General features: G+C 70.3%; 18 protein-coding genes. 13 read left to right on the plus strand and 5 right to left on the minus strand.

Going from position 1 to position 22,759, the window contains the following annotated elements:
* Positions 1 to 241: 241 nt before the first annotated feature.
* On the minus strand, positions 242 to 1,006 hold the full coding sequence (locus IE124_RS22330; protein WP_189509667.1) for an IclR family transcriptional regulator: 765 nt from the start codon (positions 1,004 to 1,006) through the stop codon (positions 242 to 244).
* 243 nt (positions 1,007 to 1,249) lie between these two features.
* On the opposite strand from IE124_RS22330, the gene metH reads away from it, so the two are divergent.
* The 4 genes from metH to IE124_RS22350 all read left to right on the plus strand — a co-directional run bounded on the left by metH (position 1,250) and on the right by IE124_RS22350 (position 9,299).
* A complete protein-coding gene (gene metH, locus IE124_RS22335; protein WP_189509668.1) occupies positions 1,250 to 4,762 on the plus strand; it encodes a methionine synthase in 3,513 nt (1,170 codons plus the stop codon).
* Positions 4,763 to 4,891: 129 nt separating this feature from the next.
* Positions 4,892 to 5,590 (plus strand): HAD family hydrolase, encoded by a 699-nt coding sequence (locus IE124_RS22340; protein ID WP_189509669.1) that lies wholly within the window; start codon positions 4,892 to 4,894, stop codon positions 5,588 to 5,590.
* Positions 5,591 to 6,053: 463 nt separating this feature from the next.
* Positions 6,054 to 7,643, plus strand: a complete 1,590-nt coding sequence (locus IE124_RS22345; protein ID WP_189509670.1) for an ABC transporter substrate-binding protein — start codon at positions 6,054 to 6,056, stop codon at positions 7,641 to 7,643.
* 75 nt (positions 7,644 to 7,718) lie between these two features.
* Positions 7,719 to 9,299, plus strand: coding sequence for an ABC transporter substrate-binding protein (locus tag IE124_RS22350; protein ID WP_189509671.1), 1,581 nt, complete (start codon positions 7,719 to 7,721; stop codon positions 9,297 to 9,299).
* A 70-nt stretch (positions 9,300 to 9,369) separates the two neighbouring features.
* Here the strand turns inward: IE124_RS22350 and IE124_RS22355 are convergent, their stop codons facing one another.
* A complete protein-coding gene (locus IE124_RS22355) occupies positions 9,370 to 10,044 on the minus strand; it encodes a response regulator (protein ID WP_055644443.1) in 675 nt (224 codons plus the stop codon).
* A 46-nt stretch (positions 10,045 to 10,090) separates the two neighbouring features.
* Positions 10,091 to 10,993: a RecB family exonuclease gene (locus tag IE124_RS22360; RefSeq protein ID WP_229832687.1), complete on the minus strand. Its 903-nt coding sequence runs from the start codon at positions 10,991 to 10,993 to the stop codon at positions 10,091 to 10,093.
* A 181-nt stretch (positions 10,994 to 11,174) separates the two neighbouring features.
* On the opposite strand from IE124_RS22360, the gene IE124_RS22365 reads away from it, so the two are divergent.
* From IE124_RS22365 to IE124_RS22375, 3 genes are all read left to right on the plus strand, one after another.
* Entirely contained in the window at positions 11,175 to 12,308 is a 1,134-nt protein-coding gene (locus IE124_RS22365) for a site-2 protease family protein (RefSeq protein ID WP_229832717.1), read from the plus strand.
* 26 nt (positions 12,309 to 12,334) lie between these two features.
* Positions 12,335 to 13,222 carry a tRNA (adenine-N1)-methyltransferase gene (locus IE124_RS22370; RefSeq protein ID WP_015032448.1) on the plus strand — a complete coding sequence of 296 codons (888 nt, stop codon included), beginning with the start codon at positions 12,335 to 12,337 and terminating at the stop codon, positions 13,220 to 13,222.
* Positions 13,223 to 13,413: 191 nt separating this feature from the next.
* Positions 13,414 to 13,998, plus strand: a complete 585-nt coding sequence (locus IE124_RS22375) for a hypothetical protein (protein ID WP_189509674.1) — start codon at positions 13,414 to 13,416, stop codon at positions 13,996 to 13,998.
* 4 nt (positions 13,999 to 14,002) lie between these two features.
* Here IE124_RS22375 and IE124_RS22380 read toward each other — a convergent pair whose 3' ends face one another.
* The gene (locus IE124_RS22380; RefSeq protein WP_189509675.1) at positions 14,003 to 14,314 is read right to left on the minus strand and encodes a ferredoxin; all 312 of its coding nucleotides are present in this window, start codon (positions 14,312 to 14,314) and stop codon (positions 14,003 to 14,005) included.
* A gap of 242 nt (positions 14,315 to 14,556) precedes the next feature.
* Between IE124_RS22380 and arc the strand changes: the two genes are divergently transcribed.
* The 5 genes from arc to prcA all read left to right on the plus strand — a co-directional run bounded on the left by arc (position 14,557) and on the right by prcA (position 20,208).
* On the plus strand, positions 14,557 to 16,323 hold the full coding sequence (gene arc, locus IE124_RS22385) for a proteasome ATPase (protein ID WP_055646423.1): 1,767 nt from the start codon (positions 14,557 to 14,559) through the stop codon (positions 16,321 to 16,323).
* 200 nt (positions 16,324 to 16,523) lie between these two features.
* The gene (gene dop / locus IE124_RS22390; protein ID WP_189509676.1) at positions 16,524 to 18,035 is read left to right on the plus strand and encodes a depupylase/deamidase Dop; all 1,512 of its coding nucleotides are present in this window, start codon (positions 16,524 to 16,526) and stop codon (positions 18,033 to 18,035) included.
* Positions 18,036 to 18,195: 160 nt separating this feature from the next.
* A complete protein-coding gene (locus tag IE124_RS22395; protein WP_055644448.1) occupies positions 18,196 to 18,408 on the plus strand; it encodes a ubiquitin-like protein Pup in 213 nt (70 codons plus the stop codon).
* A 161-nt stretch (positions 18,409 to 18,569) separates the two neighbouring features.
* Positions 18,570 to 19,409, plus strand: a complete 840-nt coding sequence (gene prcB, locus IE124_RS22400; RefSeq protein ID WP_189509677.1) for a proteasome subunit beta — start codon at positions 18,570 to 18,572, stop codon at positions 19,407 to 19,409.
* 46 nt (positions 19,410 to 19,455) lie between these two features.
* Positions 19,456 to 20,208 carry a proteasome subunit alpha gene (gene prcA / locus IE124_RS22405; protein WP_189509678.1) on the plus strand — a complete coding sequence of 251 codons (753 nt, stop codon included), beginning with the start codon at positions 19,456 to 19,458 and terminating at the stop codon, positions 20,206 to 20,208.
* Positions 20,209 to 20,272: 64 nt separating this feature from the next.
* On the opposite strand, the gene IE124_RS22410 is transcribed toward prcA, so the two are convergent.
* On the minus strand, positions 20,273 to 21,292 hold the full coding sequence (locus tag IE124_RS22410) for a LacI family DNA-binding transcriptional regulator (protein WP_189509679.1): 1,020 nt from the start codon (positions 21,290 to 21,292) through the stop codon (positions 20,273 to 20,275).
* A gap of 147 nt (positions 21,293 to 21,439) precedes the next feature.
* On the opposite strand from IE124_RS22410, the gene IE124_RS22415 reads away from it, so the two are divergent.
* Positions 21,440 to 22,723 carry an MFS transporter gene (locus IE124_RS22415; protein ID WP_189509680.1) on the plus strand — a complete coding sequence of 428 codons (1,284 nt, stop codon included), beginning with the start codon at positions 21,440 to 21,442 and terminating at the stop codon, positions 22,721 to 22,723.
* Positions 22,724 to 22,759 lie beyond the last annotated feature (36 nt).

Raw genomic sequence — 22,759 nt, forward strand, 5'->3', positions numbered from 1 at the left:
ACTGCCACACTCTAGCGTCTATTGCCGTTAGGTGTTCGGCATTGCCGACCGATGAACGGAAGTTTTGCCCCCGGGTTAACAGCGCGTCAAGGGTCGGGGAAGCGAAAAACCCGCCGATAACGGGATCGTTACCGGCGGGTTTTTAGTGACGGGGCGTCGGATGGCTGAACGGCGTCCGGCGGGCGTCCCTGGGTGTCCAGCGTGTCGCCCGGAGTGTCGCCCGGCGCGTCGCCCCGCGCCGTCAGAAGCGGCCGGCGCCCAGGTCCCGGGAGACGGCGCGCGCGCAGTCGCGTACCGCCGCCACCAGCTCCGGGCGCAGCTCCCCGCCCGGGCAGAGCCGCTCCACCGCGCCCGTGACCGCCACCGCGCCCACCGGCATCCGCCGCCGGTCGTGGATCGGTGCCGCCACCGAGGCCACGCCCTCCCAGGTCTCCTCGACGTCCTCGGCCCAGCCCTTGGCCCGCGTCAGGTCGAGCAGCTCCTCGAAGGCGGGCAGCTCCGTGGTCGTCCGGGGCGTGAACGCCTCCCGCTCGACCTCCAGCACCTCGCTGTGGGCCACCGGGTCATAGGCCGAGAGGACCTTCCCGAGCGCGGTGGAGTGCAGCGGCTGCATGGCCCCCACCTCCAGGACCTGGCGGCTGTCGTCCGGCCTGAAGACGTGGTGCACGATCAGGACGCCCCGCTGGTGCAGCACCCCCAGGTGCACGCTCTCGCCGCTCGACCGGGCCAGGTCGTCCGTCCAGACGAGGGCCCGGGCCCGCAGCTCGTGCACGTCCAGATAGCTGTTCCCGAGGCGCAGCAGCTCCGCCCCCAGCTGGTACCGGCCAGACGCCGCCTCCTGCTCCACGAAGCCCTCCGCCTGGAGGGTGCGCAGGATGCCGTGTGCCGTGCCCTTCGCGAGCCCCAGCGAGGACGCGATGTCGGACAGGCCGAGCCGGCGCTCGCCGCCGGCGAGCAGTCGCAGCATCGCCGCCGCCCGTTCAAGCGACTGGATGTTCTTCGCCATCGCCCGGCCCTTCTCCCTCACACGCTGTTCGACAATGCTGAACACTATCGGTCGATGCCGACCTTGGCTCACACATGACAGTGTCGGGCAAGAACGGGCCGTACCGGGAGTCCCCGCACACAGGATGCCGTCCGCGTCGTGGGACGCCATGTCCACCCCGGGGCAAGCGCGGTTACGCTGGCCCCGTGCACCCTCCACCGAGAGTGCAAAGCCGACAGCCGTCGCATCCCAGGGAGCTCATCCATGGCCTCGTTGCCGACCCCTTCCGCTGACAGCCGGAACCGCGCCGCAGCCCTCCGTGAGGCACTCGCCAGCCGAGTCGTCGTCGCCGACGGAGCCATGGGCACCATGCTCCAGGCCCAGGACCCCACCCTCGAGGACTTCCAGAACCTCGAAGGCTGCAACGAGATCCTGAACGTGACCCGCCCCGACATCGTCCGTTCGGTCCACGAGGCGTACTTCGAGGTCGGCGTCGACTGCGTCGAGACGAACACCTTCGGCTCCAACCACTCGGCCGCCGGCGAGTACGAGATCGCCGACCGCATCTTCGAGCTCTCCGAGGCGGGCGCCCGGATCGCCCGCGAGGTCGCCGACGAGTACGGCGCCAAGGACGGCCGTCAGCGCTGGGTGCTGGGCTCCATCGGCCCGGGCACCAAGCTGCCGTCCCTCGGCCACACCACGTACGGCGTCCTGCGCGACGGCTACCAGCAGAACGCCGAGGGCCTGCTGGCCGGCGGCTCCGACGCCCTGATCGTCGAGACGACCCAGGACCTGCTGCAGACCAAGTCGAGCCTCATCGGCGCGCGCCGCGCCATGGACGCCCTGGGCGTCGACGTGCCGCTCATCTGTTCGCTCGCCTTCGAGACCACGGGCGTCATGCTGCTGGGCTCCGAGATCGGCGCGGCGCTGACCGCGCTCGAACCGCTCGGCATCGACATGATCGGCCTGAACTGCTCCACCGGCCCGGCCGAGATGAGCGAGCACCTGCGCTACCTCGCCCGCCACTCGCGCACGCCGCTGATGTGCATGCCGAACGCGGGCCTGCCGGTGCTGACCAAGGACGGCGCGTACTTCCCGCTGTCCCCGGCCGAGATGGCCGACGCCCAGGAGAACTTCGTCCGCGACTACGGGCTCTCGCTGATCGGCGGCTGCTGCGGCTCGACGCCCGAGCACCTGCGCCAGGTCGTCGACCGGGTGCACGGCGTCACGCCCCCCGAGCGCGTCCCCCACCCCGAGCCCGGCGCCGCCTCGCTCTACCAGACGGTCCCCTTCCGCCAGGACACCTCGTACATGGCGATCGGCGAGCGGACGAACGCCAACGGCTCCAAGAAGTTCCGCGAGGCCATGCTGGAGGGCCGCTGGGACGACTGCGTCGAGATGGCCCGCGACCAGATCCGCGAGGGCGCGCACATGCTCGACCTCTGCGTGGACTACGTCGGCCGCGACGGCGTCGCCGACATGGAGGAGCTGGCCGGCCGCTTCGCCACCGCGTCCACCCTGCCCATCGTCCTCGACTCCACCGAGGTCGACGTCATCCAGGCCGGTCTGGAGAAGCTCGGCGGCCGCGCGGTCATCAACTCCGTCAACTACGAGGACGGCGACGGCCCCGAGTCCCGCTTCGCGAAGGTCACCCGGCTGGCGCAGGAGCACGGCGCCGCGCTCATCGCCCTCACCATCGACGAGGAGGGCCAGGCCCGCACCGTCGAGCACAAGGTCGCCATCGCCGAGCGGATCATCGACGACCTCACCGGCAACTGGGGCATCCACGAGTCGGACATCCTCATCGACACCCTGACCTTCACGATCTGCACCGGTCAGGAGGAGTCGCGCAAGGACGGCATCGCCACGATCGAGGCGATCCGCGAGCTGAAGCGCCGCCACCCGGACGTCCAGACCACGCTGGGTCTGTCGAACATCTCCTTCGGCCTCAACCCCGCCGCGCGCATCCTCCTCAACTCGGTCTTCCTCGACGAGTGCGTGAAGGCCGGTCTCGACTCGGCGATCGTGCACGCCTCGAAGATCCTGCCGATCGCCCGCTTCGACGACGAGCAGGTCACGACCGCCCTCGACCTGATCTACGACCGCCGCGCCGAGGGCTACGACCCGCTGCAGAAGCTGATGGCGCTCTTCGAGGGCGTCAACACCAAGTCGATGAAGGCAGGCAAGACCGAGGAGCTCCTCGCCCTGCCGCTCGACGAGCGCCTCAAGCGGCGGATCATCGACGGCGAGAAGAACGGTCTGGAGGCGGACCTCGACGAGGCCCTCATCGAGCGCCCCGCCCTCGACATCGTCAACGACACCCTCCTCGACGGCATGAAGACGGTCGGCGAGCTCTTCGGCTCGGGCCAGATGCAGCTGCCGTTCGTGCTCCAGTCCGCCGAGGTCATGAAGACGGCCGTGGCCCACCTGGAGCCGCACATGGAGAAGTCGGACGCGGAGGGCAAGGGCACGATCGTGCTCGCCACCGTCCGCGGCGACGTCCACGACATCGGCAAGAACCTCGTCGACATCATCCTCTCCAACAACGGCTACAACGTCGTCAACATCGGCATCAAGCAGCCCGTCTCCGCGATCCTGGAAGCCGCCGAGGAGCACAAGGCCGACGTCATCGGCATGTCCGGTCTCCTCGTGAAGTCCACCGTGATCATGAAGGAGAACCTGCAGGAGCTGAACCAGCGCGAGCTCGCCGCCAAGTACCCGGTGATCCTCGGCGGCGCGGCCCTCACCCGGGCCTACGTCGAGCAGGACCTCCACGAGATCTACCAGGGCGAGGTGCGGTACGCCCGCGACGCCTTCGAGGGCCTGCGCCTCATGGACGCCCTCATCTCCGTCAAGAGGGGCGTCCCCGGAGCCGCGCTCCCCGAGCTCAAGCAGCGCCGCGTCGCGAAGCGGGACGCCGCGGCCCTCCAGGTCGAGGAGCAGGAGCCCGGCGGCCGCTCCGACGTGTCCACCGACAACCCGGTGCCGACCCCGCCCTTCTGGGGCACGCGGGTCGTCAAGGGCATCCCGCTCAAGGACTACGCGTCCTGGCTCGACGAGGGCGCCCTCTTCAAGGGCCAGTGGGGCCTGAAGCAGAACCGGGCCGGGGACGGACCCTCGTACGAGGAGCTCGTCGAGACCGAGGGCCGGCCGCGGCTGCGCGGCTGGCTGGAGCGCCTCCACACGGAGAACCTCCTGGAGGCGGCCGTCGTCCACGGCTACTTCCCCTGTGTCTCCAAGGGCGACGACCTGATCATCCTGGACGACGCCGGAAACGAGCGGACCCGCTTCTCCTTCCCGCGCCAGCGCCGGGGCCGCCGCCTCTGCCTCGCGGACTACTTCCGCCCGGAGGAGTCCGGCGAGACGGATGTCGTCGGCCTCCAGGTCGTCACCGTCGGCTCCAAGATCGGCGAGGCCACCGCGAAGCTCTTCGAGTCCGACTCCTACCGCGACTACCTGGAGCTGCACGGCCTCTCCGTCCAGCTCGCCGAGGCCCTCGCCGAGTACTGGCACGCGCGCGTGCGCGCCGAGCTGGGCTTCGCCGGTGAGGACCCGGAGGCCGTCGAGGACATGTTCGCGCTGAAGTACCGCGGTGCGCGCTTCTCCCTCGGCTACGGCGCCTGCCCCGACCTGGAGGACCGCGCGAAGATCGCGGACCTGCTGCAGCCGGAGCGGATCGGCGTGCACCTGTCGGAGGAGTTCCAGCTCCACCCCGAGCAGTCCACCGACGCCATCGTGATCCACCACCCGGAGGCGACGTACTTCAACGCTCGGTGACCGCCACGAGGTAAATCCGAGCGCCGCCGCCGCGTGCGACGTACACTGGTCGGTCCAGTGCAGGCCGGTCTTCCTCCCCGTACCGGGGAGGGGGGCCGGCCTTCTCGTCCCTCAAGGAAGGTGTGCCGGATGACCAGTACGGTCCCCGCGTCCCTGTTCCGTGCGAACGGAAGCTCCGCCCTGCAGGCCGTCTTCCTCGACATGGACGGGACCCTCGTCGACACGGAGGGGTTCTGGTGGGACGCCGAGGTCGAGGTCTTCGCGGACCTCGGACACCGGCTGGACGAGGCCTGGCGCGACATCGTCGTCGGGGGCCCGATGACCCGCAGTGCGGGCTACCTCATCGAGTCCACCGGCGCCGACATCACCGTCGCGGAGCTGACGGTCCTGCTCAACGAGAAGTTCGAGCAGCGCATCGAGCGGGGCGTCCCGCTCATGCCCGGCGCCGAGCGGCTCCTCGCCGAGCTGGCCCGGCACGACATCCCCACGGCCCTCGTCTCCGCCTCGCACCGGCGGATCATCGAGCGGATCCTCGGCTCGCTCGGCCGGGACCGCTTCGCGCTCACCGTCGCCGGGGACGAGGTCGGCCGCACCAAGCCGCACCCCGAGCCCTATCTGACGGCCGCGCGCGGCGTGGGCGCCGACCCGGCGCTCTGCGCCGTCATCGAGGACACGGCGACCGGTGTGGCGGCCGCCGAGGCCGCGGGCTGCCGGGTCGTCGCGGTGCCCTCGGTCGCCCCCATCGCCCCGTCCCCGGGCCGGGTCGTGGTGCGTTCCCTGGAGGAAGTCGACGTGCCCTTCCTGCGCACTTTGATCACCGGAATCTGAGCTTTTTCTGAGCTTTCCCCGACAGACCGCGCTTTCCCGCGCGGAAATCGGCCAGGCCATTCACCGATAAAGCCTCCACGTGACCTTCGTCACCCAGAGTGCCCGCCGGTGGGTGGCCTGGATGCGTCAGGTGACCGGAATCATGCGGTTTCGGCGATCCCATCTGTCCCGGTTAGGTGGCCCCCGTCCGCATCGCGGCCCCGCATGACTATCGAGCCTCCCGTATTCATGATCACTGTGCGATTACCCCGGGCCTGCCCGCGGTCGGGCAATAGCGGCGGCGCCCACTAATCTTTCGCGAGTACTTCGCCGTATAACCGCGTGCACCGGCGCACACCCAAGTCGCCGTGAACACAGGATCGATCGCAACACCCGGCCCGATCGCTCCCGCCCCGACCGGGCGGCCGGCGGCGGAGTGTCCCAGACCGCTGTATCCCAGTGCCGGATGAGGAGAACGTCCCTGATGAACCGCAAGACCCTGGTGCTGCCCGCCGCGGCCGTACTGCTGGCCCCCCTGCTCGCCGCCTGTGGCGGAGCGGAGGACGGCAGAGCCATCGTCGTCGGCACCACGGACCAGTTCATCGCGACCGAGGACGCCCCCGCCCCCCTGGACCCGGCCTTCGCCTACGACACGGGCACCTGGAACATCCTTCGGCAGACCGTCCAGACGCTGCTGCACGTCCCCCGCGGCGGCGGCGAGCCCGTCCCCGAGGCCGCCCAGAGCTGCGGCTTCTCCGACAAGGCCAGCGAGAGCTACCGCTGCAAGCTCCGCTCCGGGCTCACCTTCGCCGACGGCACGCCGGTCACCGCTCAGGACGTCAAGTACTCCGTCGAGCGCGTCCTGAAGATCAAGTCCGACAACGGAACGGCCGCGCTCCTCGCCGGCATCGACACCGTCGAGACCAAGGGCACCGACGAGGTCGTCTTCCACCTCAAGTCCCCCGACGCCACCTTCCCGTACAAGCTCTCGACCCCGGTCGCCGGCATCCTGAGCAAGGACAAGTACCCCGCCGGGGAGCTCCGTGACGGCTTCGACGTCGACGGCTCGGGCCCGTACACGATGAAGGTCGAGCGCGAGGGCGACAAGGCCGCCCGCTTCGTCTTCACCAGGAACCCGAAGTACAAGGGCGACATCGTCCCGCGCAACGAGAAGGTCGAGCTGCGCGCCTTCGCCGACGCCGGCGCCATGGGCGCGGCCCTGGAGAGCGCCGACATCGACATGATGGCCCGCTCGCTGTCCCAGAAGCAGATCCGGGAGCTCACCGAGACCCCCAAGGAGCGCATCCGGGTCACCGAGGTCCCCGGCCTGGAGATCCGCTACCTCGGCTTCAACACCAAGGCCCCCTCCGTCAAGGAGAAGGCGGTACGCCAGGCCATGGCCGCCGTCGTCGACCGCGGCGCCCTCGTCAACGGCGTCTACGGCCCCACCGCCGAGCCGCTCTACTCGCTGATCCCCTCCAGCATCACCGGCCACGCGACCCCCTTCTACGACGCGTACGGCGACTCCGACACCGCTCGTGCCGCCAAGATCCTGAAGGACGCCGGCGTCGGCACCCCGGTCAAGGTGACCCTGAACTACACCACCGACCACTACGGCTCCGAGACCGCCGAGGAGTTCGAGACGCTCAAGAAGCAGCTCGTCGCCAGCGGCCTCTTCGACGCCACCACCCGCGGCGCGGAGTGGTCCACCTTCCGCCCGGCCCAGAAGCGCGGCGACTACGCCGTCTACGGCCTCGGCTGGTTCCCGGACTACCCGGACCCGGACAACTACATCGCTCCCTTCCTGGACAGCGACAACTTCCTCAACACCCCGTACGTCAACGACGTCGTACGCGACCAGCTCATCCCGCGGTCGCGCCGCCAGGCCGACCGCACCGCCGCGAGCCCCGTCTACGCGCAGATCCAGAAGATCGTCGCCGAGGACGTGCCCGTCCTGCCGCTGTGGCAGGGCAAGCAGTACGTTGCCGCGCGCGACGACCTCACGGGGGTCGAGTACGCGCTCAACACGTCCTCCGACCTGCTGCTCTGGGAACTGGGCCGCGGCACCGCATAACCCCCTCGACGGGATCGGTTACCGGCCGCGCACCGGCGCGCGGTCGTCCTGGCAAGAGATCAAGAGGCAAGTTCTGTGAAGGCACACAACAAGTGGCTGACGGCCCCGCTCGCCGCGGGGCTGTCCGCCGCCCTCCTCAGCGGCTGCGGCACCGAGCAGGGCGGAGGCTCGGCCTCCGGTGACGGCATACGCGTCGGCATGTCCGACGAGATCCCCGCCACCGACCCCGCCGCCGGCTACGACCCCGGCTCCTGGCTGCTGTTCAACAACGTCTTCCAGTCCCTGATGGCCTTCCCCAAGGGCGGCTCCGAGCCCGAGCCCGAGGCCGCCGAGAAGTGCGGCTTCACGTCGGGCAGCAAGGTCTACACCTGCACCCTCCGGGACGGCCTCACCTTCTCCAACGGCAACCCGCTCACCTCGAAGGACGTCAAGTTCTCCTTCGAGCGGGCCCTCAAGATCGCCGACCCCTCCGGTCCCGCGCCGCTGCTCTCCACCATCGCGTCCATCGACACCCCCGACGAGCGGACCGTCGTCTTCCGCCTCAAGGTCCCGGACGCCACCTTCCCCAGCAAGATCGCCTCCGGCGCCGGCTCCATCGTCGACCACCGCGACTACCCCGCCGACGCCCTGCGCACCGACGGCAAGGCCACCGGCTCCGGGCCCTACAAGCTGGACTCCTTCAGCGAGACCGAGGCCACCTTCTCCGCCAACTCGGGCTACAAGGGCACCGCCAAGCCGAAGAACGGCGCGATCACCCTCAAGCTCTACGGCGGCGACCGCGCCGCCCTCTCCAAGGGCCTCGCCGACGGCCAGATCGACGTCGCCTACCGAGGTCTCTCCGCCAACGACATCTCCGCACTGGAGACCTCCGAGACCACCGACGACCGGGGCATCGAGGTCACGCAGGGCAACAGCGCCGAGGTCCAGCACCTCGTCTTCAACGTGAAGGACCCCGTCGTCGGCAAGCTGGGCGTCCGCAAGGCCATCGCCCACCTCGTCAACCGCGAGGCCCTCGTCGAGGACGTCTACAAGTCGACGGCCACGCCGCTCTACTCGATCGTCCCGGCGGGCGTCGCCGGCCACAACACCGCCTTCTTCGACACCTACGGCAGCCCCGACAAGGCCAAGGCGAAGAAGGCCCTGCGCGACGCCGACATCACCGGCAAGGTGAAGCTCACCCTCTGGTCCACGCCCAGCCGCTACGGCCCGGCCACCGACCAGGAGCTCAAGGCCATCGCCGGCCAGCTCAACGCCAGCGGCCTCTTCGACGCCGACGTCAAGTCCGTCGCCTTCGACGAGTACGAGAAGGACATCGCCGCCGGCAAGTACGGCGTCTACGTCAAGGGCTGGGTCCCCGACTACCCCGACGCCGACAACTTCACCGCCCCCTTCTTCGGCGAGGGCAACGTCCTCGGCAACAACTACGAGAACGCCACCATCACCGGTGACATCATCCCGAAGACCGCCGGCATCGCCGACCGCGCCGGCACCGCCGACGAGTACGGGAAGCTCCAGGACCTCGTCGCCGAGGAGCTCCCGCTCCTCCCGCTCTGGCAGGGCAAGCAGTACGCCGTCGCCCGCGACGACGTCACCGGCCTCGAGTGGACCCTCGACGCCTCCACCGTCTTCCGCTTCTGGGAGCTGAAGAAGGGCTGAGCCCGAACGACACGGAGGGGCCCGGCGCGCGACACGCGCACCGGGCCCCTCCGCCGTTTTCGCCTCCGGGCTACTGATTGCCTCCGGGCCGCACCAGACCGCTCTCGTACGCGTACACCGCGGCCTGCACCCGGTCCCGCAGGCCCAGCTTCGTCAGCACATGGCCCACGTGCGTCTTCACCGTCGTCTCGCTGACGAACAGGTCCGCCGCGATCTCCGCGTTCGACAGGCCCCGGGCCACCAGCTTCAGCACCTCGACCTCGCGATCGGTCAGGGTGCTCAGGGTGTCCGGCACCTGCTCCTCGCCCGTCGGCAGATGCGCCGAGTACTTGTCGAGCAGCCGACGCGTGATCGACGGCGCCAGCATCGCCTCGCCCGCCGCCACCACCCGGATCGCCTGCACCAGCTCGTTCGCCGGGGCGTCCTTGAGGAGGAAGCCGCTCGCCCCCGCCCGCAGCGCCTCCACCACGTACTCGTCGAGATCGAACGTGGTCAGCACCAGCACCTTCGCCGGACCGTCCCGGCCCGGACCGGTGATCTGCCGGGTCGCCTCCACGCCGTCCATCCGCGGCATGCGGATGTCCATCAGCACCACGTCCGGCTGGAGCGCGCGCACCTGCTCCTGCGCCTGGAGACCGTCACCGGCCTCGCCCACCACCGCGATGTCCTGCTCCGCCTCCAGAATCATCCGGAAGCCGGTGCGCAGCAGCGGCTGATCGTCGACCAGGAGGACGCGGATCGTCACAAGGGCTCCTTCACGGGGCGGGCTGAGCTCACGGCACGGGCCGCCGTCACGGTGCCGGCGGCGCCGGGTCCATTCTGCCCTGCCCGGATTCACCCGACTCCGGCGGGCGCGCGGAAACGATCTTCAGCGGATACACCGGGGGAGTCCCCCCGAACTCCGGACAGACCTCCTGGTGGTCGCACCAGCCACAGAGCTTCGTCGGCCGCGGCCGCCAGTCGCCCGTCTCCGTAGCCAGCCGGATCGCGTCCCACAGCGCCAGCAGCCTGCGCTCCACCCGCAGCAGATCCGCCTCCACCGGGTCGTACGTCAGGACGTCCCCACTGCCCAGGTAGACCAGCTGCAACCGACGCGGAAGGACCCGCTTCAGCCGCCACACCACCAGCGCGTAGAACGTCATCTGGAACAGCGCGCCGTCACGGTACTCGGGCCGGGGCGCCTTCCCCGTCTTGTAGTCCACGATCCGCACGTCACCCGAGGGCGCCACGTCGATCCGGTCGATCACCCCGCGCAGCCGCAGCCCCGAATCCAGCTCCGTCTCCACGAACAGCTCGCGCTCGGCCGGCTCCAGCCGCGTCGGGTCCTCCAGCGTGAACCAGCGCTCGACCAGCCGCTCCGCCTCGCCCAGCCAGCCCGCCAGCCGCTCCCCGTCCGGATCCTCCGCGAACAGCTCGCCCAGCTCCGGCTTCGACTCCAGCAGCCGCTCCCACTGCCCCGGAACCATCGCCTTCGCCCGCGGCGCCGTCCGCTCCGCCGCCACGTCGTCGAAGAGCCGCTCGAGCACCGCGTGCACCAGCGTGCCCCGGGTCGCCGCCGGACTCGGCTTCTCCGGCAGCCGGTCGATCACCCGGAACCGGTACAGCAGCGGACACTGCATGAAATCGCTCGCCCGCGACGGCGACAACGACATGGGCGCCCGGGGCTCCGCCGGCACCTGCTCGCTCGTACTCATGACACAGACCCTACGACCCGCCACCGACAGCGAGCGGAATACCATCGACCTGGGACCCCGTCGCACTGCATGATCGAACCGTGACGCACCGACGTGGGGCCACACGCCGCGACGAAAGGAACCCGTGAACCAGGACGAGCCCAAGCCGCAGCGGACCGAGGAGCCCGGCGGCGGGATCCTCATGGGCCGCCCCTTCGGCGTGCCCGTCTACGTCGCACCCAGCTGGTTCCTGGTCGCCGCCCTCATCACCTGGGTCTTCGGCGAGCAGATCGAGCGGGTCCTGCCCGAACTGGGCGCAGCCCGCTACCTCGTCTCCCTCTTCTTCGCGGTCGCCTTCTACGCCTCCGTGCTCGTCCACGAACTGGCCCACACGATCGCCGCGCTCCGCTTCAAGCTGCCCGTGCGCCGCATCCAGCTCCAGTTCTTCGGCGGCGTCTCCGAGATCGAGAAGGAGACCGAGACCCCCGGCCGCGAGTTCGTCCTCGCCTTCGTCGGCCCGCTCCTCTCCCTCGTCCTCTCCGGCGTGTTCTACCTCTCCCTGTACGCGGTCGAGCCCGGCACCGTCCCCGGAGTGCTCCTGGCCGGCCTGATGATCTCCAACCTGATCGTCGCCGCCTTCAACCTGCTCCCCGGCCTTCCCCTCGACGGCGGCCGCATGCTCCGCGCCGTCGTCTGGAAGATCACCGGCAAGCCCATGAGCGGCACCGTCGCCGCCGCCTGGGTCGGCCGCGCCCTCGCCGTCCTCGTCCTCGTCGGCCTGCCCCTGCTCACCCGCACCGGCTTCCTCGGCAACTCGACCGACGACATCAGCGGCCTCGACACCGTCACCGACGCCCTCCTCGCCGCCATCCTGGCCGCGATCATCTGGACCGGCGCCGGCAACAGCCTCCGCGTGGCCCGGCTCCGCGAGCACCTGCCCGAGCTCCGCGCCCGCACCCTCACCCGGCGCGCCATCCCCGTCGAACCCGCCACCCCCCTCTCCGAGGCCCTCCGCCGCGCCAACGAGGCCGGCGCCCGTGCCCTCGTCGTCGTCGACGGCGGCGGCGACCCCACCGGCATCGTCCGCGAGGCCGCCATCGCCGCCGTCCCCCAGCACCGTCGCCCCTGGGTCGCCGTCAGCGCCCTCACCCAGGACCTCACCGACGGCATGCGCGTCCCCGCGGAACTCACCGGCCAGCCCCTCCTCGACCACCTCCGCGCCAGCCCCGCCACCGAGTACCTCGTCGTCGAGGAGACCGGGGAGATCTACGGGGTCCTGGCCACCACCGACGTGGAGCGGGCCTTCGTCCGGGCCATGGCACGACCGTCTTCGTGACCCCGGGCCCTTGATAAGGTGCTCACATGTCCGAACCGACCGGTGCCGCCCGCCGACGCGGGCCCTTCAAGGTCGGGGACCAGGTTCAGCTGACCGACCCCAAGGGCCGTCACTACACGTTCACGCTCGAAGAGGGAAAGAACTTCCACACCCACAAGGGTTCTTTCCCGCACGACGAACTGATCGGCGCCCCCGAGGGCAGCGTTGTCCGTACCACGGGAAACGTCGCCTACCTCGCGCTGCGCCCCCTGCTCCCCGACTACGTCCTGTCCATGCCCCGCGGCGCCGCCGTGGTCTACCCCAAGGACGCGGGGCAGATCCTGGCCTTCGCCGACATCTTCCCCGGCGCCCGCGTCGTGGAAGCGGGAGTGGGCTCGGGCTCGCTGAGCAGCTTCCTCCTGCGCGCCATCGGCGACAGCGGCATGCTGCACTCCTACGAGCGCCGCGAGGACTTCGCCGAGATCGCGAAGGGCAACGTCGAGCGCTACTTCGGCGGTCCCCACCCGGCCTGGCAGCTGACCGTCGGCGACCTCCAGGACAACCTGTCCGACACGGACGTCGACCGCGTCATCCTCGACATGCTCGCTCCCTGGGAGTGCCTGGAGGCCGTCTCCAAGGCGCTGGTCCCCGGCGGCATCCTCTGCTGCTACGTGGCGACCACCACCCAGCTCGCGCGCACCGTGGAGTCCATCCGCGAGTTCGGCTGCTACGCCGAGCCGCAGCCGTGGGAGTCCATGATCCGCAACTGGCACGTCGAGGGTCTCGCCGTCCGGCCCGACCACCGCATGATCGGTCACACCGGCTTCCTCGTCACCGCCCGCCGCCTCGCGGACGGCGTCGAGCCCCCGATGCGCCGCCGCCGCCCCGCGAAGGGCGCGTACGGCGAGGACTACGAAGGCCCCAACAAGGGCTGACGTCCCGACACCCACACGGCGCCGCCGTCGAGTTCCCGCCCACCGGCGGGAACTCGACGGCGGCGTCCTCATGTTCGAGCGCTGCGGGACCCCCGGCTGACGCTCGGTGAGACCCCGACTGTTCCGTCCCCCTGTGACGTATGGCACGATGCCCGAAACCCTCCGCACAGCCCCCACAGGAGACGTCTCGCGTGCAGCCCTCCGCCGCCCAGGACCCCGCGGATCTGCCCGACCTTGCGCACACCCACGCCAGGCCGGCGCACTGGCTGGCGACCGCCACCGCGACCGCCGCGGTCGTCGCCCTGGCCGGACTGCTCCAGCCCGGCCCCGCCGGAGCCACGGCGGCCCCCGCCGCCCCGCGCCCGGCGTCCGCTCCCGAGGCCGCTACGGCCGACTACCCCCTGGAGTGCGGGGGAGCCGCCCACAAGGTCGCGAAGCGCGTCTCCGGCGACCTCGACGGCGACGGGAACCCGGAGACCGTTGCGGTCGTGCACTGCGAAGCGGGCTCAGGCACGCCGCCGAGCGGCGTCTACGTCCTGACCCGCGGCAAGGGCACGGGAGCCCCCGCGCGCGTGGTGGCCACGCTCGTCGCGCCGAAGGAGGGCAAGAACGTCACCGAGCTCGCCGTGCGCGACGGAGCGGTGCACGCCACGCTCCTCGGCTACTCGTCCCCCGACGTCCCCATGTGCTGTCCCGACGAGAAGGAGCAGGTCAGCTGGGCGTGGCAGGGCGGCGCCTTCGTCCGCACGGTCGGTGCCGAGGCGCGGAGCGCCTGACCCGTCACTCCGCGTCGGGGCCGTACACCTCGACCTTGTCGGCGACCCGGCGCACGTGGATGCAGTCGCCCGGGCACTCCTTCGCCGAGTCCACCACGTCCTGGAGCAGCGGCAGCGGCACCGGCGTCGTCGCCCCGGTGTCCTGGAGCAGCTCGTCGTCGGCGCTCTTCACATACGCGAGCCCGTCGATGTCCAGCTCGAAGACCTCGGGAGCGTACTGCGCGCAGATCCCGTCCCCGGTGCACAGGTCCTGATCGATCCAGACCTCCAGCGCCTCTTCGACGCCCGTCGCCGGGGCCTCGTTCTGCACGGTCATTTCTCCTGCCGTTTCTGCTTCGCGCGGGTAAGTCGGGCCACCTCTGAAGGGTGTTGACCCATGACGACGATACAACCGCCCGCTTTCAGACCGCGAAAGGGTGGGTATTCCCCTGGCGAGAGGGGAAGCGCAAGGGTGAAGATCGGACACGGCCCGGAGTCTTTTTGATCTAGGGGTTTCAATCACCACCCACGCAGGTAGGGTCAGGAAGCGTCCAGCTCCCCTTGGAGGAGGTGAGGACCGTGGCAGCCCACGACGACGACATCAACCGCGGCATCCGGCCGGGGCGAGGGTCTGAGGACCCCGCCGGTCAGGTTGCCTATCTCGAGCAGGAAATCGCCGTCCTGCGCCGCAAGCTCGCCGACTCTCCGCGACACACGAGGATTCTCGAAGAGCGGATCGTCGAGCTGCAGACGAACCTGGCCGGCGTGTCCGCGCAGAACGAGCGGCTCGCCAATACACTCCGTGAGGCCCGCGACCAGATCGTGGCCCTCAAGGAGGAGGTCGACCGGCTCGCGCAGCCGCCGGCCGGCTTCGGTGTCTTCCTGCAGGCCAACGAGGACGGCACGTGCGACATCTTCACCGGGGGCCGCAAGCTCCGGGTGAACGTGAGTCCCAGCGTCGAGCTCGAAGAGCTCCGGCGCGGCCAGGAAGTCATGCTCAACGAAGCGCTCAACGTGGTCGAGGCCATGGAGTTCGAGCGTGCCGGGGACATCGTCACCCTCAAGGAGATCCTCGAGGACGGCGAGCGCGCCCTGGTGGTCGGGCACACCGACGAGGAGCGGGTGGTGAGGCTCGCCGAGCCTCTGCTGGACGTCACCATCCGTCCCGGCGACGCCCTGCTGCTCGACGCCAGATCCGGCTACGTCTACGAGGTCATCCCCAAGAGCGAGGTCGAAGAGCTCGTTCTGGAAGAGGTCCCGGACGTCGACTACGACAAGATCGGCGGTCTGGGCAACCAGATCGAGCTGATCCGCGACGCGGTCGAGCTCCCGTACCTCTACCCCGACCTCTTCAAGGAGCACGAACTCCGACCGCCCAAGGGCATCCTGCTCTACGGGCCGCCGGGCTGCGGCAAGACGCTGATCGCGAAGGCCGTGGCCAACTCGCTGGCCAAGAAGGTCGCCGAGGTGACCGGCCAGCCCGCGGGGAAGTCCTACTTCCTCAACATCAAGGGGCCCGAGCTCCTCAACAAGTACGTCGGCGAGACCGAGCGGCACATCCGCCTCGTCTTCCAGCGTGCGAGGGAGAAGGCGAGCGAGGGCACCCCCGTCATCGTCTTCTTCGACGAGATGGAATCCCTCTTCCGCACCCGCGGATCCGGTGTCAGCTCGGACGTGGAGAACACCATCGTCCCCCAGCTGCTCGCCGAGATCGACGGTGTGGAGGGCCTGGAGAACGTCATCGTCATCGGCGCCTCCAACCGCGAGGACATGATCGACCCCGCGATCCTGCGGCCCGGCCGGCTCGACGTCAAGATCAAGATCGAGCGTCCGGACGCGGAGGCCGCGAAGGACATCTTCGCGAAGTACCTCACGGCCACCCTGCCGCTCCACACGGACGACATCTCCGAGCACAGCGGCTCGAAGGCCGCCGCCGCCCACGGAATGATCCAGTCGGTCGTCGAGCAGATGTACGCGGAATCCGAGGAGAACCGCTTCCTCGAAGTCACGTACGCCAACGGCGACAAGGAAGTCCTGTACTTCAAGGACTTCAACTCCGGCGCGATGATCCAGAACATCGTCGACCGGGCGAAGAAGATGGCCATCAAGGCCTTCCTCGACCACAACCAGAAGGGCATCCGCGTCTCCCACCTCCTCCAGGCCTGCGTGGACGAGTTCAAGGAGAACGAGGACCTGCCCAACACCACCAACCCCGACGACTGGGCCAGGATCTCCGGAAAGAAGGGCGAGCGGATCGTCTTCATCCGCACGCTCGTCACCGGAAAGCAGGGCGCGGACACGGGACGCTCCATCGACACGGTGGCCAACACCGGTCAGTACCTGTAAAACGCACACCGGCTGCGGATGTCCGGAAACCGGGCATCCGCAGCCGGCGCATTCCGTCCAGAATTCTTCCCGGCGGCACGGGTTTCTTCCGACAGCACGGGAAATACCGCAAGTGATCTCCCCACCAGCGCGGAGCCGTTCTAGGCTCTTCGGTAACGCCGAGTCGCGCACTGTGAGCGACGCCGGGCAAGGAGGGCCGCATGACCGTACGGCGAGTAATGGGCATCGAGACGGAGTACGGGATCTCCGTCCCCGGGCACCCGAACGCCAATGCCATGCTCACCTCGTCCCAGATCGTCAACGCCTACGCGGCGGCGATGCACCGGGCGCGCCGCGCCCGCTGGGACTTCGAGGAGGAGAACCCGCTGCGGGACGCCCGCGGCTTCGACCTCGCCCGCGAGGCCGCAGACTCCAGCCAGCTCACGGACGAGGACATCGGCCTGGCCAATGTGATCCTCACCAACGGGGCCCGGCTCTACGTGGACCACGCCCACCCCGAGTACAGCTCGCCGGAGGTCACCAACCCGCGCGACGCCGTCCTCTGGGACAAGGCCGGCGAGCGGATCATGGCGGAGGCGGCCGTCCGCGCCGCCCAGCTCCCCGGAGCCCAGCCGATCCACCTCTACAAGAACAACACCGACAACAAGGGCGCCTCTTACGGCACGCACGAGAACTACCTGATGAAGCGGGAGACCCCCTTCTCGGACATCGTGCGCCACCTGACCCCCTTCTTCGTCTCCCGCCAGGTCGTGACCGGGGCGGGCCGGGTCGGCATCGGTCAGGACGGCCGGGAGAACGGCTTCCAGATCAGCCAGCGCGCCGACTACTTCGAGGTCGAGGTGGGTCTGGAGACCACCCTCAAGCGGCCCATCATCAACACGCGCGACGAGCCGCACGCGGACGCCGAGCGGTACCGCCGCCTCCACGTGATCATCGGGGACGCGAACCTCTCGGAGATCTCGACGTACCTCAAGCTCGGCACGACCGCGCTGGTCCTGTCGATGATCGAGGACGGGTTCATCACCGTGGACCTCGCCGTCGACCAGCCCGTCAGGACGCTCCACCAGGTCTCGCACGACCCGTCCCTCCAGTACCTGGTCACGCTCCGCAGCGGCCGGACGCTCACCGCGGTCCAGCTGCAGATGGAGTACTTCGAGCTGGCCAGGAAGTACGTGGACGAGCGGTACGGCTCGGACGCGGACGAGCAGACGAAGGACGTCCTCACCCGCTGGGAGGACACGCTCAACCGGCTCGAGAACGACCCGATGAGCCTGGCCGGCGAGCTCGACTGGATCGCCAAGCGGGAGCTCATGGAGGGCTACCGGCGCCGGGACGGCCTGGACTGGGACGCGGCCCGCCTGCACCTGGTGGACCTCCAGTACGCGGACGTGCGCCCCGAGAAGGGCCTGTACAACCGCCTGGTGGCCCGAGGGCGCATGAAGCGGCTCCTGGAGGACCCCGAGGTGCGGCAGGCCGAGACGGTGCCTCCGGAGGACACCAGGGCCTATTTCCGGGGCCGCTGCCTGGAGCAGTACGCCGACGACGTCGCCGCGGCCTCCTGGGACTCGGTGATCTTCGACCTGCCGGGCCGGGACTCGCTCCAGCGCGTACCGACCCTGGAGCCGCTGCGCGGCACCAAGGCCCACGTGAAGTCGCTCCTGGACCGCTGCCGGACCGCGGAGGAACTGGTCCGCGTCCTGTCCGGCGGATGATCGGGGGCCCGGCACGGGCCTGAAATGCCCCGGCACTGGGAATCATGGAATCAGTGCCCGGGCGATGTGGAAACTGCGGGGCCGAAGTCAGACCCGACCTATAGGGTCTGATCTTGTACGGACTCAACCGAGCGGGCCGATTTCGAGCGGGGTGAGGGATATGGCGACCAAGGACACCGGCGGCGGACAGCAGAAGGCGACGCGTTCCACGGAGGAGGTCGAGGAGACCACCACGGAGGCGAGCTCCGACCTCCAGGAGCGCCAGGAGAAGCTGAGCGACGACGTGGACTCCGTGCTGGACGAGATCGACGACGTCCTCGAGTCCAACGCGGAGGAGTTCGTTCGTAGCTTCGTCCAGAAGGGCGGCGAGTAGCCGCCTCCCGCGCCTGTACTCCTCCGTCCCCGGAGCCCCGGCGAAAGCCGTGGGTCCGGGGACGGATGACAGGCGGTGGCACGGGTATGGTCCGTGCACAGCAAGCAAGATCGGCCCGCGCGTCCCACGGCGGGCCGACTCTCCCACCCGGAAGGAATCGCGTGGAAGCCAACCCTCGTAGCACCGGGCGTCTGCCGGCGGCCTTCCTGACGCCGGGATCGTCCTCGTTCCTGGACTTCCTGGCGGTCCACTCGCCGGAGCTGCTGCCGAGCCACCGGAAGCTGCCGGAGGGCGTCCTCGACGCCCCGCACGGCACGACCATCGTGGCGGTCACCTTCGACGGCGGGGTCGTCCTCGCCGGCGACCGGCGGGCCACCATGGGCAACATGATCGCGCAGCGCGACATGGAGAAGGTCTTCCCGGCCGACGAGTACTCCGCCGTCGCCATCGCCGGCACCGCCGGTCTCGCCGTGGAGATGGTCAAGCTCTTCCAGCTGGAGCTGGAGCACTTCGAGAAGGTGGAGGGCGCCACGCTCTCCCTGGAGGGCAAGGCGAACCGCCTGTCCACCATGATCCGAGGCAACCTGGGCATGGCCATGCAGGGCCTCGCCGTCGTGCCGCTCTTCGCGGGCTGGGACGAAGGCAAGGGCAAGGGCCGGATCTTCTCCTACGACGTCACCGGCGGCCGCTCCGAGGAGCAGGGCTATGCCGCCACCGGCTCCGGCTCGATCTTCGCGCGCGGGTCGATGAAGAAGCTCTACAGCGCCGACCTCACCGAGCAGCAGGCCACGACCCTGGTCGTGCAGGCGCTCTACGACGCGGCGGACGACGACTCGGCGACCGGTGGCCCCGACATGGCCCGCCGGATCTTCCCGCTCATCACCGTCATCACCGAGGAGGGTTTCCGCAGGCTCACCGAGGCCGAGTCCTCCGAGCTGGCCCGGTCGGTCACCGAGCGGCGTCTCGCGCAGCCCGACGGGCCGCGCGCCGCCCTGCTCTGACCACTCGTCGCTCTGTAGGAGCCCAGAAGAAAGGGACGGACCGCCGGTGTCCACTCCGTTCTACGTCTCACCCCAGCAGGCCATGGCCGACCGGGCGGAGTACGCCCGCAAGGGCATCGCCCGAGGCCGCAGCCTCGTCGTCCTCCAGTACACGGACGGCATCGTCTTCGTCGGCGAGAACCCCTCGCGTGCCCTGCACAAGTTCAGCGAGATCTACGACCGGATCGGCTTCGCCGCCGCCGGCAAGTACAACGAGTACGAGAACCTCCGCATCGGCGGCGTGCGCTACGCCGACCTGCGGGGCTACACCTACGACCGGGACGACGTCACCGCGCGCGGCCTGGCCAACGTCTACGCCCAGACGCTCGGCACGATCTTCTCCAGCGCGGGGGAGAAGCCGTACGAGGTGGAGCTGGTGGTCGCCGAGGTCGGCGCCGAGCCGGAAGGCGACCAGATCTACCGGCTGCCCCACGACGGCTCGATCGTGGACGAGCACGGCTCGGTCGCGGTCGGCGGGAACGCGGAGCAGATCAGCTCCTTCCTGGACCAGCGGCACCGGGACGGCATGTCCCTGGCCGAGGCCCTGAAGCTGGCCGTGCAGGCGCTCTCGCGGGACACCAACGGCAGTGAGCGGGAGATCCCCGCGGAGCGCCTGGAGGTGGCGGTCCTGGACCGCACGCGCCCGCAGCAGCGCAAGTTCAAGCGGATCATCGGCCGGCAGCTGTCCCGCCTCCTGCAGGCGGACAACGCGGCCGTGACGAAGACGGACGAGCCCTCGGACGAGGTTCCGGAGGAGTAGGCGCTCCCTGTCGGAGGGGCCCCGGTGCGCGCGAGCGGACCGGGGCCCCTTCCGCATGTCCGCCTCAGGAGGCGGGTGCAGGCCCCGAGGAGCCGCGGGGGACCAGGGTGACCGGGAGGTCGTCCGGCTGCGGCGGTTCGCCCGAGAGGACGGCCAGGAGGGCCGCCATGCCCCGCTCGCCGATGCGCTCTGCGGGCAGCGAGACGGTGGTCAGCTCCGGTTCGACGGCGGTCGCGAGCGCGAGGTCGTCGAAACCGGTGACCGAGACGTCCTCGGGGACCCGCAGTCCGAGCCGCCGCAGGGCCTTGCAGGCGCCCGCCGCGAGGATGTCGTCGTCGCACACGAGGGCCGTGGGGCGGGGGCCGGGCGCGGCGAGGGCGCGCTCGGTGGCGGCCATGGCGCCGTGCACGTCCAGGGGCGCGCGGACCGTCCGCACCGAGACGCCGGCGAGGGCCTCGGTGAGCGCGGCGGCCCGCACGTCGAAGGTCCAGGACGTCACGGCCGAGGCCAGATGGACGAAGTGGCGGTGGCCGAGGGCCAGCAGGTGGTCCGTGACCTGACGCATGCCGTCCGCGATGTCGAGGTTGACGTGCGCGGCGGCGCCGCTGTCGGCGGGGTCGCTGTCGAGCATGACGAGCGGCAGGTCGGTGCCCCGGAAGGCCTTCAGGGCGTCCGAGGCCATCGAGGAGGCGATGACCCCGTCCAGGGCCGCACGGGCCGAGGCGAAGGGGTCCTTGGCGGGCCCGACGCCGTCGGGGGAGGGGTACAGGACGACTCCGAAGCCGTGCCGTGCGGCGACGGTCGCCGCGCCGGTGTAGACCCGGGCGAAGAACTCGTTGGTGAGCGCCGGGACGACGAGCAGGGCCGTACGGGTGTGGCCGAGGCGCAGGTTACGGGCGGCGAGGTTGGGCCGGTAGCCGAGGCTCCGGGCGGCCTCCCGCACGACCTCGGCCGTGCGTTCCGACACACGGCCGCGCCACTTGTCACCGAGCACGAGCGACACGGTGGCCTGCGAGACGCCCGCGGCCCTGGCGACGTCCCTGCTGGTGGGGCGGGCGCCGCCGAGCGGCTCCGGGGTCTGCACACAAGCCTCCGCGTCGGACGGTTCACGAGCCGGTCACCTGGGGGTGGCCTGGCGCGGGGTGGACCCGCGCGCTGCGGACATGGTACGTATGACCTCGCACGTTATACGTAAAACCTCGGCCGGGTCCGAGGGTGAGGGGAGACCGACATGGCCACCGAGGCCACGGCACACGGCGGCTATCTCGACATACTCCGGGCGCCGCACGCCGCCCGGCTGCTGGCCGGCACGCTCGTCGGGCGGCTGCCCAACGGCGTCGGCCCCATCGCCCTCACCCTCTTCGTGCGGGACCAGGGCGGCAGCTACACCCTCGCCGGCGGCCTCATCGCCGCCTACGGCGTCGCCACCGCGGTCGGCCAGCCCCTCCTCGGCCGCGCCGTCGACCTCAAGGGCCAGCCCCGGGTCCAGCTCCCCGCGGCGGTCCTCTCCGCCCTCGGCATGGTCCTGCTCGCGCTCACCGGCATCGGCCACCTCCCCCTCGCCTACGCGGCCGTGGTCGTCGCCGGCCTCTTCACCCCGCCCCTGGAGGGCGGCCTCCGGGCCCTGTGGCCGAGCGTCCTCGGCCGCGAGGACCGGGTCCACCGGGCCTACGCCATGGACGCGGTCGCCCAGGAGGTCATGTTCACCGTCGGCCCGCTGCTGCTGACCCTCCTCGTCTCCCTGTGGTCGCCCGCCGCGGCCCTGCTCGTCATCAACGCCCTCGGCGTCCTCGGCGCCCTCGCCGTGGTCCTCTCCGAGCCCTCCCGCACCTGGCGCTCCGCGCCCCGCGAGGCCCACTGGCTGGGAGCCCTGCGCTCGCCCGGTCTCCTCGCCCTCCTCGGCTCGTTCTTCTTCGTCGGCCTCGCGCTCGGCTCCATCACCGTCGCCGCCGTCTCCTACGCCGACGACCGGGGCACCCCGTCCGTCTACGGCTGGCTGATGGCCGCGCTCGGCCTCGGTGCCCTCGTCGGCGGCGTCACCTACGGCGCCAGGCAGTGGTCCGGAGCCCCCGAGCGGCGCCTGCGCGTCCTCGTGCTGCTCCTCGCCGTCTGCTACCTGCCGCTCGTCCTCACCCCCGGACCCGTCGCCATGACCGGCCTCGCAGCCCTCTCCGGCGTGTTCCTGGCCCCCGTCCTCGCCTGCGCCTTCATCGTCGTCGACCGGCACGCCCCGGCCGGCACCGTCACCGAGGCCTTCTCCTGGCTCGTCACGACCTTCGGCGTCGGCTCGGCCCTCGGCTCCGCGGTCGCCGGACCCGCCGTCGAACTCGCCGGGACCGTCGCCGGATTCGCCGTGGCCGGAGCCGGCGGCCTCGTCGCCCTCCTCGTCCTCCTCGCCACCGGCCGCGTCCTCCACGTCCCCACGAGCCCCGCGGTCGTAGCCGAACAGGACGCGCGACACGCCGTCGGCGCGGGCGGCCCCACCTCCGTACACACCGAAAAGAACGCGCACTGATCGGAAAATGATCGAAACGGGAACGCCCAACCCGGT

Source organism: Streptomyces narbonensis (assembly GCF_014649015.1).
GTDB classification, from domain to species: Bacteria; Actinomycetota; Actinomycetes; order Streptomycetales; family Streptomycetaceae; genus Streptomyces; species Streptomyces narbonensis.